Genomic DNA, 13,087 nt, shown 5'->3' on the forward strand with positions numbered 1-13,087 from the left:
GCCCTCCCATTCGTAGCTGCCGACGAATTGGCTGGCGGTGATGCTGGCCTGGACCCAGCGTTCACCGGCGGCCAGTTTTCCGTCGGCTGCCAGGCATGCCAGTTTCGCGCTGGTGCCGGTCCCGCAGGGCGAGCGGTCGTAGGCCTTGCCGGGGCACATGACAAAGTTGCGGCTGTCGGCGTGGTCGTCGTCGGCGAACAGTTCGATGTGGTCGATCAGCGCGCCGTCTTCGCCGTGGATGCCTTGAGCTTCCAGGGCCTTGAGCATTGCCCAGGTGTACTCGGTGAGGAACTCGACGTTGTCCATCTGCAACGCCTGACCGTGATCGGACACCAGGAAAAACCAGTTGCCGCCCCAGGCGATGTCGCCGTACACGCGGCCATGCCCCGGCACTTGGACCGGCACCTGTTGGCGGTAGCGGTAGGCGGGCACGTTGCGCAGGGTGACGTTGCCGTCCTCATGCAACGTGGCGCTGACCGGGCCGACCGGTGTATCGATCTTGTGCTCGCCGGGCTGGATATGCCCCAGGTAATGCAGCGAGTTGACCAGGCCGATAGTGCCGTGGCCGCACATGCCGAGGTAGCCGGCGTTGTTGAAGAAGATCACGCCGCAGGTGGCATCCGGCGACACCGGTTCGCAATACAGCGCACCCACCAGCACATCGTTGCCGCGGGGCTCCAGCAGGCAGGCGCGACGCCATTGGTCATGCTGCTCGCGCAGGGCATCGCGCTTCTCAGCCATGGTCCGGCCAGGCAGTTGGGGCAGGCCCGACATCACCAGGCGAGTCGGTTCGCCGCCGGTGTGGGAATCAATGACATGTACTTTTTTCATAAACCTTTCCATTGGAAAAACTCAGAGGTTTTGCTGGCCTGAATCTCAGCGGGAAGTCTGGATGGACGCGCCAATCGGACGCTGGCCGCTGTAAACGGGATCGGCTTCGGCTTCACCGTCCTCGTCTTCCAGGCGAACCAGATGCGCCGGTACGCCGGTGGCCGCGCCCCAGTAGTAGATGCCCATCGCACAAGCCGCCACGACCACGGTGTCGAAGGGATGGGTGAGTACGCCCATGCCGCCGAAACTGCCCAGCCACGACAGCACGATGGTCACGGCGTAGAAGCCGATCAGCCATGCCGAAGAGCGCACTTGCTGGGCCAGGCTCAGGTGTTGGGTCGGCACGAAACGTCCGCACAGCAGGTACACCACGAACATCAGGATCTGCAGGCCGAGCAGCCAGGACACGGTGCTCCAGCCGGACCAGTAGACGATCAGCGCGGCGATGATGAACGACACCGGGCCGAGGACACCCATGCGCTTGACCTTGAACGGACGCGGCATGTCCGGCGCATTGCGGCGCAGGGCGGCCACCGACACCGGGGCCACGGCGTAGCTCAACACCAGCGCGGCGGAGACCACGTTGATCAGGGCTTCCCAGGAGGGGAAGGGCAGGGTCCAGAACACCGACAGGGCAAAGGTCAGCCACAGCGCCGGACGCGGGATGCCGGACTTTTCATCGATACGGGTGAAGACCTTGAAGAAGGTGCCGGTTTGCGCCCAGCCGTAGATCACCCGCGGTGTCGCGTTCATGTAGATGTTGCCGCAACCGCTGGGGGAGATCACCGCGTCGGCCACCACCAGATAAGCCAGCCAGCCCACACCCAATGCCAGGGCGATGTCGCGGTAGGGCAGGGCCAGTTCCTTGGCGACGCCGGCCCAACCGTTGGCGAGCATTTCGGTGGGCACGCCGCCGAGGAACGCCACTTGCAACAACACATAGATGGCGGTAGAGAGCAGTACGGAGAGGATCAATGCAATCGGAATGGTACGTTGCGGATTCTTCACTTCGCTGGCCACCGAGATGATCGGCGTCAACCCCAGGTAGGCGAAGATAATGCCGCCGGCGGACACCGCCATCTCGACACCTGACAGCCCGAACGGCATGAAGCCCTGGGACTGGAAGTTCTCCGGTTTGAAGAAAGTGAACAGCACGCCGATCACCAGCAACGGCACGATGAACTTGAACAGGCTGATCAGGTTGTTGGCCTTGGCGAAGGTTTTCACGCTGTAGTAGTTGAGCATGAAGAACAGGCACAGCAGGCCGAACTGCACCAGCCAGCCAAGCGCCGTTGGATTGCTGGAGCCGGCCTGGGTCAATGCGGGAAACCACGCAGCGGCATACTGGCGTGCGGCGACCACCTCGATGGCCACCAGGCTGGAAAACGCGATCAGCGTGATGAAGCCCATCAGGTAACCCAGCAGCGGGCCGTGGGAGTAAACCGGGTAGCGAATCACACCGCCGGCACGGGGCAGCGCCGCGCCGAGTTCACAGTAGACGATGCCCAACAGCAGCACCGCAAAACCGCCCAGCAGCCAGGAAAAGATCCCCGCCGGCCCCGCGATGGCGGACACGTGACTGGCTGCGAACAGCCAGCCGGAGCCGAAGATCGCCCCCAGTCCGATAAACGTAAGGTCTATCAACGAAAGTTGTTTTTTGAACTTGCCTTGGCCTGACATGGCATCGCCTTCTTGTGAGTTATTGGATAGGCAGGTGTGCACTTCAAATCGCCCTTTTCGGTTTTGCCGAGGAGGGCGGTGGCCATAGAGTGAACTCGGCGGCTTACTCGCGATTGATGTTTTCCTTGGGTGTCGATGACGAAATCAGCACAATGGGCAATGTCCGATTTTTGCGAGGGGGCGGTTGATGACTCAGGATGCGTTTGCGCTGTTGTGCCAGGGCGACGACTCGAACCGCCCCGAATCCATCGAACAACTGCTGGCCGGCGTGGCGCTGCTGCTGCCCATGCTCGATGTCATTCCCAATGCGGCGATCTTCATCAAGGATGTGCAGGCGCGCTATGTCATGGCCAATCGCACGCTGGTGCAACGCTGTGGCTTGAAGCAGCTAAAACCTCTGCTGGGGAAAACCAGCGCCGAGGTGTTTCCCGAACAATTGGGGCCTGGTTACACCGAGCAGGACCGGCGAGTGCTGGAGCAGGGTTTTGTACTGGAAGACCAGCTGGAGTTGCATCTGTACGGCAGCCGCGAGCCGGGCTGGTGCCTGACCCATAAACGACCCTTGTATAACCGCCACAATGAAATCATCGGCTTGGCGGGCATCTCGGTCGATCTGCAATCGGCCAGTGATACGCACCCGGCGTACCAGCGCCTGGCGGCGGTGGACGAACACATTCGCGCGCATTTCAACCGTCGCGTCACCCTCGGCGAGTTGACGCGGATCGCCGGCATTTCAGTGGCGCAGCTGGAACGCTACTGCAAGCGCGTGTTCCACCTGACGCCCCGGCAGATGATCCAGAAGGTTCGCCTGGAGCATGCGCATCGGTTGCTCCACACCGATATGCCGATCACCGAGGTTGCCCTGCAGTGCGGCTATACCGACCACAGCGCGTTCACCCGGCAGTTCAAGGCCTTGACCGGCTTCACCCCGCGCCAGTACCGCCAGGCCACGGGACACGAGCAGCCGTCCGGTCTGGATTAGCGACGCGCCAGGGATCGCCCTGTAAACTGGCCGCGCAAAAGGCGCCTGCCTTATCCTTTCAAGCAAGAGAACCTGCAATGGCAAACCACGACCTGACCTTTACCCCCGATCCTGATGCGGATTCGATTTCCTCCGACGTCGTCGGTTTCGGCGGTGTGCTGGTCTCCACCCAGATCCCCACCCGCGCCGACGGCAGCCTCGAATTGGGCGACATCACCTTGCAAAGCGAATGCACCCTGCAAGCGCTGAAGGTTGCGCTGGAGCGTGCCGGCAGCTCCATGGACCGCGTGATGCACCTGACCATCTACCTCACCGACATGGCCGACCGCGCCGCGTTCAACGAAGTCTACAAGCGCTACTTCGCCAAGCCATGGCCGGTGCGCGCTGCTGTCGGGGTTGCCTCGTTGGCAGTGCAAGGCATGCGCGTGGAAGTGACCGCGATGGCCGCCAAGGCCTGATGTAGGAGCGAGCTTGCTCCGGGCGGCGTTCCGACGATGAACATAAGGGCGACGCGTGCATACAGGAATGCCCGCGTCATCGTTAACGTCCATCGCGAGCAAGCTCGCTCCTACAAGGATTCAGGCAGGCCGGGCCTACGCAATACACCACCTGGCAGCGCACGAGTGCCGGTCAGGCGTTTCGCCGCTACAATGCACGCCTCGACCGTGACAAGCCTGACTAAAAAAACTATGTCTTTGCCCAAACATCACCTGGAATTGCTCAGCCCTGCCCGCGATGTGAGCATCGCCCGCGAGGCCATCCTGCATGGCGCCGATGCCATCTACATCGGTGGCCCGAGCTTCGGCGCCCGCCACAATGCCTGCAACGAAGTGAGCGATATCGCCCAGTTGGTGGAATTCGCCCGTCGTTACCATGCCCGGGTGTTCACCACCATCAATACCATCCTGCACGACAACGAACTGGAGCCGGCCCGCAAGCTGATCCACCAGTTGTACGACGCCGGCGTCGATGCGCTGATCGTCCAGGACCTGGGGGTGATGGAGCTGGATATTCCGCCGATCGAACTGCACGCCAGTACCCAGACTGACATCCGTACCCTGGAGCGGGCGAAGTTCCTCGATCAGGCCGGTTTCTCGCAACTGGTGCTGGCCCGTGAGTTGAATCTCCAGGAGATCCGCGCCATTGCCGACGAAACCGATGCGGCCATCGAGTTCTTTATCCATGGCGCGTTGTGCGTGGCGTTTTCCGGCCAGTGCAATATTTCCCACGCCCAGACCGGGCGCAGCGCCAACCGTGGCGACTGCTCGCAAGCCTGCCGTCTGCCGTACACCCTCAAGGACGAAAAGGGCGGCGTGATCGCTTACGAAAAGCACCTGCTGTCGATGAAGGACAACAACCAGAGCGCTAACATCCGCGCCCTGGTCGAGGCCGGCGTGCGTTCGTTCAAGATCGAGGGCCGCTACAAGGACATGGGCTATGTGAAGAACATCACGGCCTACTACCGCCAGCGCCTCGACGATGTTCTCGAAGATCGTCCTGACCTGGCCCGCGCTTCCAGCGGCCGCACCGCGCACTTCTTCCTGCCCGACCCGGAAAAAACCTTCCACCGTGGCAGCACCGATTACTTCGTCACGGACCGCAAGATCGATATCGGCGCCTTTGACTCGCCGACCTTCACCGGTCTGCCGGTGGGTGTGGTGGAGAAAGTCGCCAAGCGTGACATGCAGGTCGTGACGCACGAGCCGCTGTCCAACGGCGACGGCCTCAACGTGCTGGTCAAGCGTGAAGTGGTGGGTTTCCGTGCCAACATCGCCGAGCCCAAAGGCGAGTTCGAGGAAGACGGCGAGAAGCGCTATCGCTATCGCGTCGAGCCCAACGAGATGCCGGAGGGGATGTACAAGCTGCGCCCCAACCATCCGCTGAATCGCAATCTCGATCACAACTGGCAACAGGCGCTGCAAAAGACCTCTGCCGAGCGTCGTATCGCCCTGAGCTGGGTCGCTCGCCTGCGTGAAGAACAGCTGGAACTGAGCGCTACCAGCGAAGAAGGCATCAGCGCCAGCGTCACCCTGAACGGCCCGTTCGGCGCCGCCAACAAGCCGGAACAGGCGCTGGAGCAATTGCAGGATCTGCTCGGTCAACTGGGCACCACGCAGTACCACGCCATCGACATCAAGCTGGACGCGCCGCAGGCGTACTTCATCCCGAACTCGCAGCTCAAGGCCTTACGCCGTGAAGTGATCGAAGCCTTGACCCAAGCGCGGATCGCCGCCCACCCGCGTGGCAGCCGTAAAGCTGAAACCAGCCCGCCGCCGGTGTACCCGGAGTCGCACCTGTCGTTCCTGGCCAACGTCTACAACCAGAAGGCCCGCGACTTCTATCACCGCCATGGCGTCAAGCTGATCGACGCGGCCTACGAGGCCCACGAGGAAACCGGCGAGGTGCCGGTGATGATCACCAAGCACTGCCTGCGTTTCTCCTTCAACCTGTGCCCGAAACAGGCCAAGGGCGTCACCGGCGTACGCACCAAGGTCGCGCCGATGCAACTGATCCACGGCGATGAAGTACTGACGCTGAAGTTCGACTGCAAGCCTTGTGAGATGCACATCATCGGCAAGATGAAGGGCCACATCCTCAACCTGCCGCAACCGGGCAGCGTGGTAGGGCACATCAGCCCCGAAGACCTGCTCAAGACCATCCCGCGCGCGCCGCACTGAGTGACCGGTGAGTGCGCCGCAACGGCGCGCTCACCTGTTGTTCAATACCCTGTGTAGTTGAAGTAAACGAATGCCACGGCAACAGCCAGACCAAACGCTGCCAGGGCTTTTGTTTGTGCGGTTGCCTGAAATTCGCTCGACCCTTGCTCATGGGGTTGCGAGTACGCGGTGGCGTCATGGCGGCGCTGCAGAATGGCCCGATAGGTGTAACCCAAGCCGACCAGCAGGAAAATAGCCATCAGGCCAAGGGTCAGCCAACGTATCGTTGCCGGTTTTCCAGCGGCGGATACGCGCATCTCGTCTTCACAGGCCGCGCTCTCGAACTCCAGGACAGAAATGGGTTGGTAAACCGTCAAGGGCCGCTGCACATCACTGTGTATCGCCGCCATTTGTTCCAGGTCCAGTGCCTGATACTTCCAGAGCGTCATCGATCCTTCCCGGCAGTAGGTGAATGAAGCGGGGCTCGAGGCGCCGATGATGCAGGCATCGTCAATTCCGATTTTTTTCAGGGTTTCCATCGCAGACCGTGTGAAGTCCATTTCGAGAATGGGAATGACGCCGTTGGCAGACACCGCGACCGACACCAGCAGGCTCGCGATGACGCAGAGGGTTGATATTTTCAAAGTCGAGACCCCCTCGTTTTTTGTAGGTTCTTTGTGATAAACGCGGGGTCTGGTTGCAACCTGCTTTTGCTGAAGTCTAGACGCTGGCGACAAACCTGGAGCTGGCGGTTGAAACTATTCGCAGGTTTCGGCGACGGCTTTTTCAGCTCGTTTGTATTCCTGTTTGACGTCGGTGGGGATGCGCTGCTTTTTCAGTTCCTGACCGAGGAAGGGTTGCTCGCCCCTGGACTGGACCTCTGCGTCCTCGGCCGTTATCTGCGCTTCGATGGCCGCAGCATGCTTGTCGATGACGGCATCGACCTCGGCTGCATTTTTGGCGGTATCGAGCGCTAGAACCAACTGGCCGGCCTCGGCTTTTTCGGCTTCGGCATAGGCTTCGACCGTCAACCCGGAGGCCAAGGCTCTCGTCTGGGTTTCCAGCCGATTGAGATGTTCCCGGGCGGCCTTGCAGACCGTTTCCTGTCGCTGGCTCTGGATGTGTTCCCAGGTGTGCAACCCATAGATCGCGGCCCCGACCACCAGTAGGGTTGCAGCGGTAGCCATTAATTTGCCTTTCACATTGGCGCCCTCAGATGACAAGGGGAAGGGTGTTGCGCACACGATTCCCGATTCCATTCGAGTAAGGAAAAGCGTAGCAGACCTGGTCGGGCTGAACGTGTGTCGACCACTCGCCAAGATGCGGTTCAACACTAAGCGTCTGTTTTAAAAAACAAATTGTTTTGTTGGGGCTTCCCAAACGAGACAAAGGTTGGTAAATTTGCGCCCACTCTTGCACAGGCCCTCAGGGAGCCTCTCGCGCAAGCAGGCAACAGCTCTTGTTGCCACTCAAGAAAGCGAGTGCCAGGCACTCATCGCAACAGATACAGGGGCGTCGCCAAGCGGTAAGGCAGCAGGTTTTGATCCTGCCATGCGTTGGTTCGAATCCAGCCGCCCCTGCCATTTTTTATTCCTGCGTAATCAGATAACACTCGACTGACGGTTATTATTCGTCGGTTTTTCCGTTTTTGCGCCCGTTTTCCACCTCTACCGAAAGCGCTCCGGGATGGCCTCGGCAAACGGATACCAGGAAAACCAGGGTCTTGCCTCGTCGATCACGCGCTTGACCGAGGTCCTTTGGACCAACCTGTCGAAATAAGCACTCAAGTGCTGGTAATCGTCGGGAAACGGCACGAGGGTGCTGGCGTAGAACAGCGCCGGGGCGGCGGCGCAATCGGCCATGCTGAACGCCGGGCTGGCCACCCAGGTTCTTGCCGCCAGTTGACGTTCAAGCATGCCGTACGCCGTTGTCAGCGCGGCGCGTTCCCGGGTCAGGTCACCGTTGGCGGCGTTCATTCGGTCAGCGACGATCTTCTGCATCGGCACCTGAACGTGCAGGTCGAAAAAACGATCCCACAGACGTACTTCCAGGGCGGTTTCCCGATCTTCGGGAATCAGCTGCGCCTGGCCGGGATGAATCCGGTCCAGGTACTCAATGATCACGCTCGACTCCGGCACAACCTTTTGCCGGGCGTGATCGCGAAGCACCGGGAACTTGCCGATCGGCCACAGCGCTTGAAGTTCGGCCCGGTCGGCATCGTTGCCCAGATCGATAACTCTTTTTTCAAACTCGATGTTCAGTTCATAGAGCGCGATCAGCGCTTTGTGGCAGAACGACGAGAGCGGGTGGAAATAAAGAGTCAGTGACATCCTTCAAATCCTCGGTGAGATGGAAACCACTTGATTATCCGTCGCCATCGGCCAATGCGCGAGGTGCTCCATCCCGATGTCCGGTGCGGGCTATTCGGGTTAGAGTGCAGATCCTGGCCTGAATATCAGGTATGACGCGTTTAAGGTCATATAACCATGCACCAGATCGGACTCATTGTTTACCCCGGTTTCCAGGTTCTGGGCCTGGCCATGTGTGCCGCCTTCGAGTTGGCCAACAGCGCCGCAGATGAGCCGTTGTACCGCATTGCATTACTGTCCGAACCGGGTGGCATGGTGCAGACGTCCGCCGGTTTTGCTGTGCAGACCGAGGCGTTCGACCAGCGTGCGTTCGATACGCTACTGGTCATGGGCGACAACCTGATCCGCCCGACCACGCCGGGCATGCTGGAGTTTTTGCGCCGCGCCAGTCACGGCACCCGGCGTCTGGGCTCGATTTGCACGGGGGCGAATGCGTTGGCGGAGGCCGGTTTGCTCGACGGTCGGCGGGCGACCACCCATTGGGCGCATGTGCCGTCCTTTCGCAAGGCGTACCCGAACGTGAAGGTCGAGGAAGACCGGATCTTCATCAACGATGGCCACCTGTGGACCGCGGCGGGGATGAGCGCATGCGTGGACCTGGCGTTGGCACTGGTGGAGATGGATCTGGGGGCCGACGTTGCACGCAAGGTGGCGCGGCAATTGGTGGTGTACCACCGGCGTTCCGGTGGGCAGTCGCAGTTTTCGGTGATGCTGGAACTGGCCCCCAAGACCGATCGCATACAGGCCGCGCTGAACTACGCCAAACAGAATCTCAAGTCCGCGCTGTCAGTCGAGGAACTGGCCAGCGCGGCCAATCTCAGCCCTCGGCAATTCAGTCGGGTGTTTCATGCCGAAACCGGCCAGTCTCCGGCCAAGGCCATCGAAAACCTGCGGGTCGAGTCGGCCCGGTTGATGATGGAAAGCGGGCGGTACTCCATCGATGTGGTGGCGACGGACACGGGCTTTGGTGACCGGGAACGTATGCGTCGCGCTTTTATTCGGGCGTTCGGGCAGCCGCCACAGGTGATTCAGCGTGCCAGTCGGGGCTGAATCATGATGTCCTGAAAGGTGGTGTATACGACATTCATGTCGCTATATTATTATCGTAATATTTATCTCGTTGAAACTTTTCCCTCAATGAGATCACCGCCATGACCCTCGTCAAAGCCGCTGCCGTACAAATCAGTCCCGTTCTTTACAGCCGTGAAGGCACCGTCGACAAAGTGGTGCAGAAGATTCTCGACCTCGGCGAGCAGGGCGTGCAATTTGCCGTGTTCCCGGAAACCGTTGTGCCCTACTACCCGTACTTTTCCTACGTGCAGTCGCCGTTCGAAATGGCCGCCGAACACCTCAAGCTGCTGGACCAGGCTGTCACCGTGCCTTCGGACGCCACCGATGCCATCGGCGCTGCGGCCAGGCAAGCGGGCATGGTCGTGTCCATCGGCGTCAACGAGCGCGATGGCGGCACGCTGTACAACACGCAGTTGCTGTTCGATGCCGACGGCTCGCTGATCCAGCGTCGCCGCAAGATTTCCCCGACCTACCACGAACGCATGATCTGGGGCATGGGCGACGGTTCCGGCCTGCGGGCCGTCGACAGCGCGGCAGGGCGCATTGGGCAACTGGCCTGCTGGGAGCATTTCAACCCGCTGGCCCGTTATGCCTTGATGGCCGATGGCGAACAGATCCATGCGGCCATGTACCCGGGGTCGTTTGCAGGTCCGCTGTTCGCCTCGCAAATGGAAGTCAGCATTCGCCAACATGCCCTGGAGGCCGCGTGCTTTGTGGTCAATTCCACGGCGTGGTTGTACCCCGAGCAACAGGCGCAGATCATGGCCGACACCGGTTGCGCCATCGGTCCGATCTCGGGTGGCTGCTACACGGCGATCGTCGGCCCGGACGGTGTGGTGCTGGGTTCGTTGCAGGAAGGTGAGGGCGAGGTGATTGTTGATCTCGACATGAGCCAGATCGACAAGCGCAAACGCATGATGGATTCCCGTGGCCACTACAGCCGCCCGGAATTGCTGAGCCTGCTGATCGACCGCACCCCGCAATCCCATGTGCATGAACGCAGCGCGCATCCGAAGCTGGCCGAGCAGACCGGGCTGGAAGAAGTGATGGGTTAGTTCCGGGCAAAAAAAACAGGGGACTTCATGGAAGTCCCCTTTTGTTTGTCCGCGTTGCAGGTTTCGTTTCAGCGACGCCAGAAGCAACGAGCCAGCAGTGCATCGATGCTGAGCTTGCCGCCACCCATCAGCAACAGCGGCGTGAAGGCCACCAGGTAGATCAATGGCAGTTTGAAGTTGCCGTAACCCTTGTTGCTGATGGCATAGCCTTGGGCAAGTTCACTCAGGGTATGCCAGTCGGCGGGCCAATGGATGGCGGCGGTTGCGACGAGGGTCACCACCATCAGGCTCAACGCCGAAAAACGTGTGCCCAGGCCCAGCAGCAAGGTCATGGAAAAGACCAGTTCGGCCCACATCGACAGTTCCCAGTTCAGCGTCGCTGGAAGGTAGTCGAACGGAAACGGGAAGCGCTCCTGGATATCGGTGAACCAGTTCTGGCCGTTGAATTTCTCCAGGCCGGACTCGAAGAACTCCCAGGCGAGGAACACCCGCAGCGCCAAAGGCGCAACCCAGTCGCCGGCACGGTCGAGGTTCAGGTACAGGCCTTTGACGGCCGAAGAAATGGAGGTGCTCATGGATGTTGATCTCTTTCAGGTCGGGGAGGCGGGGCAACGGCGTGCCCGGTGAGTTGAGCGCTTTGATCGGCCTGGCCAATCGACAGGCGTATTCCATCAATGGGGTGTATCTGTGGTGTGTCGTTGTGGCGGGGTTTTGAGTGCGGGGTGTGTCGGGGGCGGAGCTGTACACATTGAGATACGTAAGCGGCCACCACTTACCCCTGTAGGAGCGAGCTGGCTCGCGATGGTCGTTAACGAAAACGCGTGCCTGCTGGATAAACGCGGTGTTCCGGAGTCCATCGCGAGCAAGCTCGCTCCTACAGGGAAATTGCTATACATTTTCCAACCGCCCACAGCATGGTGATACCGCTTCATGTCTCTTGCGCTCGAACGTCTAGTCGCTGGCACGCCCATCCCTTTCGCCGGTAATCGTGTCACTGTTGTCAGCCCCGAACTGGCGCAACGCTTCCAGCCCGGTGACCACCTGCTGGTGGAGCAGGTCAGCGGCGAGTTGCTGCTGATCCCCGTGGCGGACCAGCAAGCGGCCAGCGTCGCGATCGAGCGCGCCGAAGCGGCGTTTACCGCGCTGTCGGCGGTGTCCGATCAAGCGATCAGCGCCTTCTTCGATCTGTTTGCCCAGCGCCTTGAAACCCCGGAGTGCTGGGCCTTTATCGAGACCGCCAACCTGGCCGACATCGAACGGGCCAAGGCGCGCGGTCGCTCGACCACCCGGTTGCTGGCCGATGAGCGCATGCGTCGCGACATGATCGCCGGCCTGCGCGCCTGGCGTGATGCAGCGGCCAGCCGTGGCAAGGTGATCAGTTGCGTCGAGCATGATGGCTGGAAAGTCGAACAAGTGGTCTCGCCGCTGGGCATCGTCGCGTTCGTCTTCGAAGGTCGGCCGAATGTGTTTGCCGATGCGGCCGGTGTATTGCGCACCGGCAACACCGCCGTGCTGCGCATTGGCAGTGATGCGTTGGGCACGGCCCAGGCGATCGTCACCCATGCACTGAACCCTGCGCTGAGCGACGCCGGCTTGCCGGCCGGTGCAGTGTCGCTGGTGGAAAGTGTCAACCACGCCGCCGGTTGGGCGATGTTCGCGGACCGACGCCTGTCGTTGGCGGTGGCCCGTGGTTCGGGGCGCGCCGTCAGCCAGTTGGGCAGCATCGCGCAGCAGGCCGGCACGGCGGTCAGCCTGCATGGCACCGGTGGTGCGTGGCTGATCGCCAACGCCGATGCCGACGCCCCGCGTTTTGCCGCCGTGGTGCGCAACTCCCTGGACCGCAAGGTCTGCAACACCCTGAACGTCTGCCTGATTCACCGCGACCGTGCCGCTGAACTGGTGCCGCTGTTCCTCGACGCACTCAAGCAGGCCGGCACTGCACGTGGGCAGGGCTGCAAGCTGCACATCGTCGAAGGCAGCGAGTCGCATTTGCCGCAAGACTGGCTGGCTGCAACGGTCGAGGTGTACCGCGCCGAAGGCTATCAGACCGAAGCGCAGGCCGAGCCGTTGGCGGAAGATCAATTGGGCCGTGAATGGGAGTGGGAAGAAACCCCGGAAGTCAGCCTGAAAATCGTCGACGACCTGGACAGCGCCATTGCCTTGTTCAATCGCTACAGTCCGCAATTCACCGTGTCCTTGATCAGTGAAAGTGCCGAGGCCCAGGAGCGTTTCTACAACGCGGTCAACGCGCCTTTTGTCGGCAATGGCATCACCCGTTGGGTCGACGGCCAGTATGCGCTGAGCAAGCCGGAACTGGGGCTTTCGAACTGGGAGAGCGGGCGCCTGTTTGCTCGCAGTGCGATTCTCTCGGGTGATGGCGTGTTCACCGTTCGCAGCCGCATGACCCAGATCGATCTGGGCGTCAAACGCTGAGGTGGCGGA

The 13,087-nt window shown here is 61.0% G+C and carries 12 protein-coding genes and 1 tRNA gene; 7 read left to right on the plus strand and 6 right to left on the minus strand.

The features are described 5' to 3' along the window. Both AC1DXW_RS26990 and AC1DXW_RS26995 read right to left on the minus strand, forming a co-directional pair. Positions 1-831 (minus strand): 4-hydroxyproline epimerase (locus AC1DXW_RS26990; RefSeq protein WP_477760688.1); only part of this gene is annotated, 831 nt, incomplete at its 3' end. Positions 832-876: 45 nt separating this feature from the next. Next, positions 877-2,511, minus strand: a complete 1,635-nt coding sequence (locus tag AC1DXW_RS26995; protein WP_477760689.1) for an APC family permease — start codon at positions 2,509-2,511, stop codon at positions 877-879. Between the two features lie 187 nt (positions 2,512-2,698). On the opposite strand from AC1DXW_RS26995, the gene AC1DXW_RS27000 reads away from it, so the two are divergent. From AC1DXW_RS27000 to AC1DXW_RS27010, 3 genes are all read left to right on the plus strand, one after another. Next, positions 2,699-3,493, plus strand: a complete 795-nt coding sequence (locus AC1DXW_RS27000; RefSeq protein ID WP_477753975.1) for a PAS domain-containing protein — start codon at positions 2,699-2,701, stop codon at positions 3,491-3,493. Between the two features lie 77 nt (positions 3,494-3,570). Then, on the plus strand, positions 3,571-3,951 hold the full coding sequence (locus tag AC1DXW_RS27005) for a RidA family protein (protein WP_477753974.1): 381 nt from the start codon (positions 3,571-3,573) through the stop codon (positions 3,949-3,951). Between the two features lie 231 nt (positions 3,952-4,182). Then, positions 4,183-6,171: a peptidase U32 family protein gene (locus AC1DXW_RS27010; RefSeq protein ID WP_477753973.1), complete on the plus strand. Its 1,989-nt coding sequence runs from the start codon at positions 4,183-4,185 to the stop codon at positions 6,169-6,171. Positions 6,172-6,212: 41 nt separating this feature from the next. Here AC1DXW_RS27010 and AC1DXW_RS27015 read toward each other — a convergent pair whose 3' ends face one another. Continuing rightward, entirely contained in the window at positions 6,213-6,689 is a 477-nt protein-coding gene (locus tag AC1DXW_RS27015; protein WP_477760690.1) for a hypothetical protein, read from the minus strand. Between the two features lie 219 nt (positions 6,690-6,908). Continuing rightward, on the minus strand, positions 6,909-7,337 hold the full coding sequence (locus AC1DXW_RS27020) for a hypothetical protein (RefSeq protein WP_477753971.1): 429 nt from the start codon (positions 7,335-7,337) through the stop codon (positions 6,909-6,911). Between the two features lie 321 nt (positions 7,338-7,658). Here AC1DXW_RS27020 and AC1DXW_RS27025 point away from each other — a divergent pair. Beyond that, positions 7,659-7,733 (plus strand) — tRNA-Gln (locus tag AC1DXW_RS27025). Between the two features lie 84 nt (positions 7,734-7,817). Here AC1DXW_RS27025 and AC1DXW_RS27030 read toward each other — a convergent pair. Then, positions 7,818-8,480: a glutathione S-transferase family protein gene (locus AC1DXW_RS27030; RefSeq protein WP_477753970.1), complete on the minus strand. Its 663-nt coding sequence runs from the start codon at positions 8,478-8,480 to the stop codon at positions 7,818-7,820. Between the two features lie 156 nt (positions 8,481-8,636). On the opposite strand from AC1DXW_RS27030, the gene AC1DXW_RS27035 reads away from it, so the two are divergent. Together AC1DXW_RS27035 and AC1DXW_RS27040 are read left to right on the plus strand one after the other, a co-directional pair. Next, complete coding sequence (locus AC1DXW_RS27035; protein ID WP_477760691.1) at positions 8,637-9,569, plus strand: GlxA family transcriptional regulator; 933 nt, start codon at positions 8,637-8,639, stop codon at positions 9,567-9,569. Positions 9,570-9,670: 101 nt separating this feature from the next. Next, positions 9,671-10,645 (plus strand): nitrilase-related carbon-nitrogen hydrolase, encoded by a 975-nt coding sequence (locus tag AC1DXW_RS27040; protein ID WP_477753968.1) that lies wholly within the window; start codon positions 9,671-9,673, stop codon positions 10,643-10,645. Between the two features lie 68 nt (positions 10,646-10,713). On the opposite strand, the gene AC1DXW_RS27045 is transcribed toward AC1DXW_RS27040, so the two are convergent. Then, positions 10,714-11,220 carry an HvfX family Cu-binding RiPP maturation protein gene (locus AC1DXW_RS27045; protein WP_477753967.1) on the minus strand — a complete coding sequence of 169 codons (507 nt, stop codon included), beginning with the start codon at positions 11,218-11,220 and terminating at the stop codon, positions 10,714-10,716. 355 nt (positions 11,221-11,575) lie between these two features. Between AC1DXW_RS27045 and AC1DXW_RS27050 the strand changes: the two genes are divergently transcribed. Beyond that, on the plus strand, positions 11,576-13,078 hold the full coding sequence (locus AC1DXW_RS27050; RefSeq protein ID WP_477760692.1) for an aldehyde dehydrogenase family protein: 1,503 nt from the start codon (positions 11,576-11,578) through the stop codon (positions 13,076-13,078). The last annotated feature ends 9 nt before the right edge of the window (positions 13,079-13,087 follow it).

The sequence above is a fragment of the Pseudomonas sp. P4_C4 genome, assembly GCF_056402055.1.

Coding starts and splice junctions, on each gene's coding strand:
- AC1DXW_RS26995 (WP_477760689.1), bottom strand. CDS start 2,511: ATGTCAGGCCAAGGCAAGTTCAAAAAACAACTTTCGTTGATAGACCTT.
- AC1DXW_RS27000 (WP_477753975.1), top strand. CDS start 2,699: ATGACTCAGGATGCGTTTGCGCTGTTGTGCCAGGGCGACGACTCGAAC.
- AC1DXW_RS27005 (WP_477753974.1), top strand. CDS start 3,571: ATGGCAAACCACGACCTGACCTTTACCCCCGATCCTGATGCGGATTCG.
- AC1DXW_RS27010 (WP_477753973.1), top strand. CDS start 4,183: ATGTCTTTGCCCAAACATCACCTGGAATTGCTCAGCCCTGCCCGCGAT.
- AC1DXW_RS27015 (WP_477760690.1), bottom strand. CDS start 6,689: ATGGAAACCCTGAAAAAAATCGGAATTGACGATGCCTGCATCATCGGC.
- AC1DXW_RS27020 (WP_477753971.1), bottom strand. CDS start 7,337: ATGGCTACCGCTGCAACCCTACTGGTGGTCGGGGCCGCGATCTATGGG.
- AC1DXW_RS27030 (WP_477753970.1), bottom strand. CDS start 8,480: ATGTCACTGACTCTTTATTTCCACCCGCTCTCGTCGTTCTGCCACAAA.
- AC1DXW_RS27035 (WP_477760691.1), top strand. CDS start 8,637: ATGCACCAGATCGGACTCATTGTTTACCCCGGTTTCCAGGTTCTGGGC.
- AC1DXW_RS27040 (WP_477753968.1), top strand. CDS start 9,671: ATGACCCTCGTCAAAGCCGCTGCCGTACAAATCAGTCCCGTTCTTTAC.
- AC1DXW_RS27045 (WP_477753967.1), bottom strand. CDS start 11,220: ATGAGCACCTCCATTTCTTCGGCCGTCAAAGGCCTGTACCTGAACCTC.
- AC1DXW_RS27050 (WP_477760692.1), top strand. CDS start 11,576: ATGTCTCTTGCGCTCGAACGTCTAGTCGCTGGCACGCCCATCCCTTTC.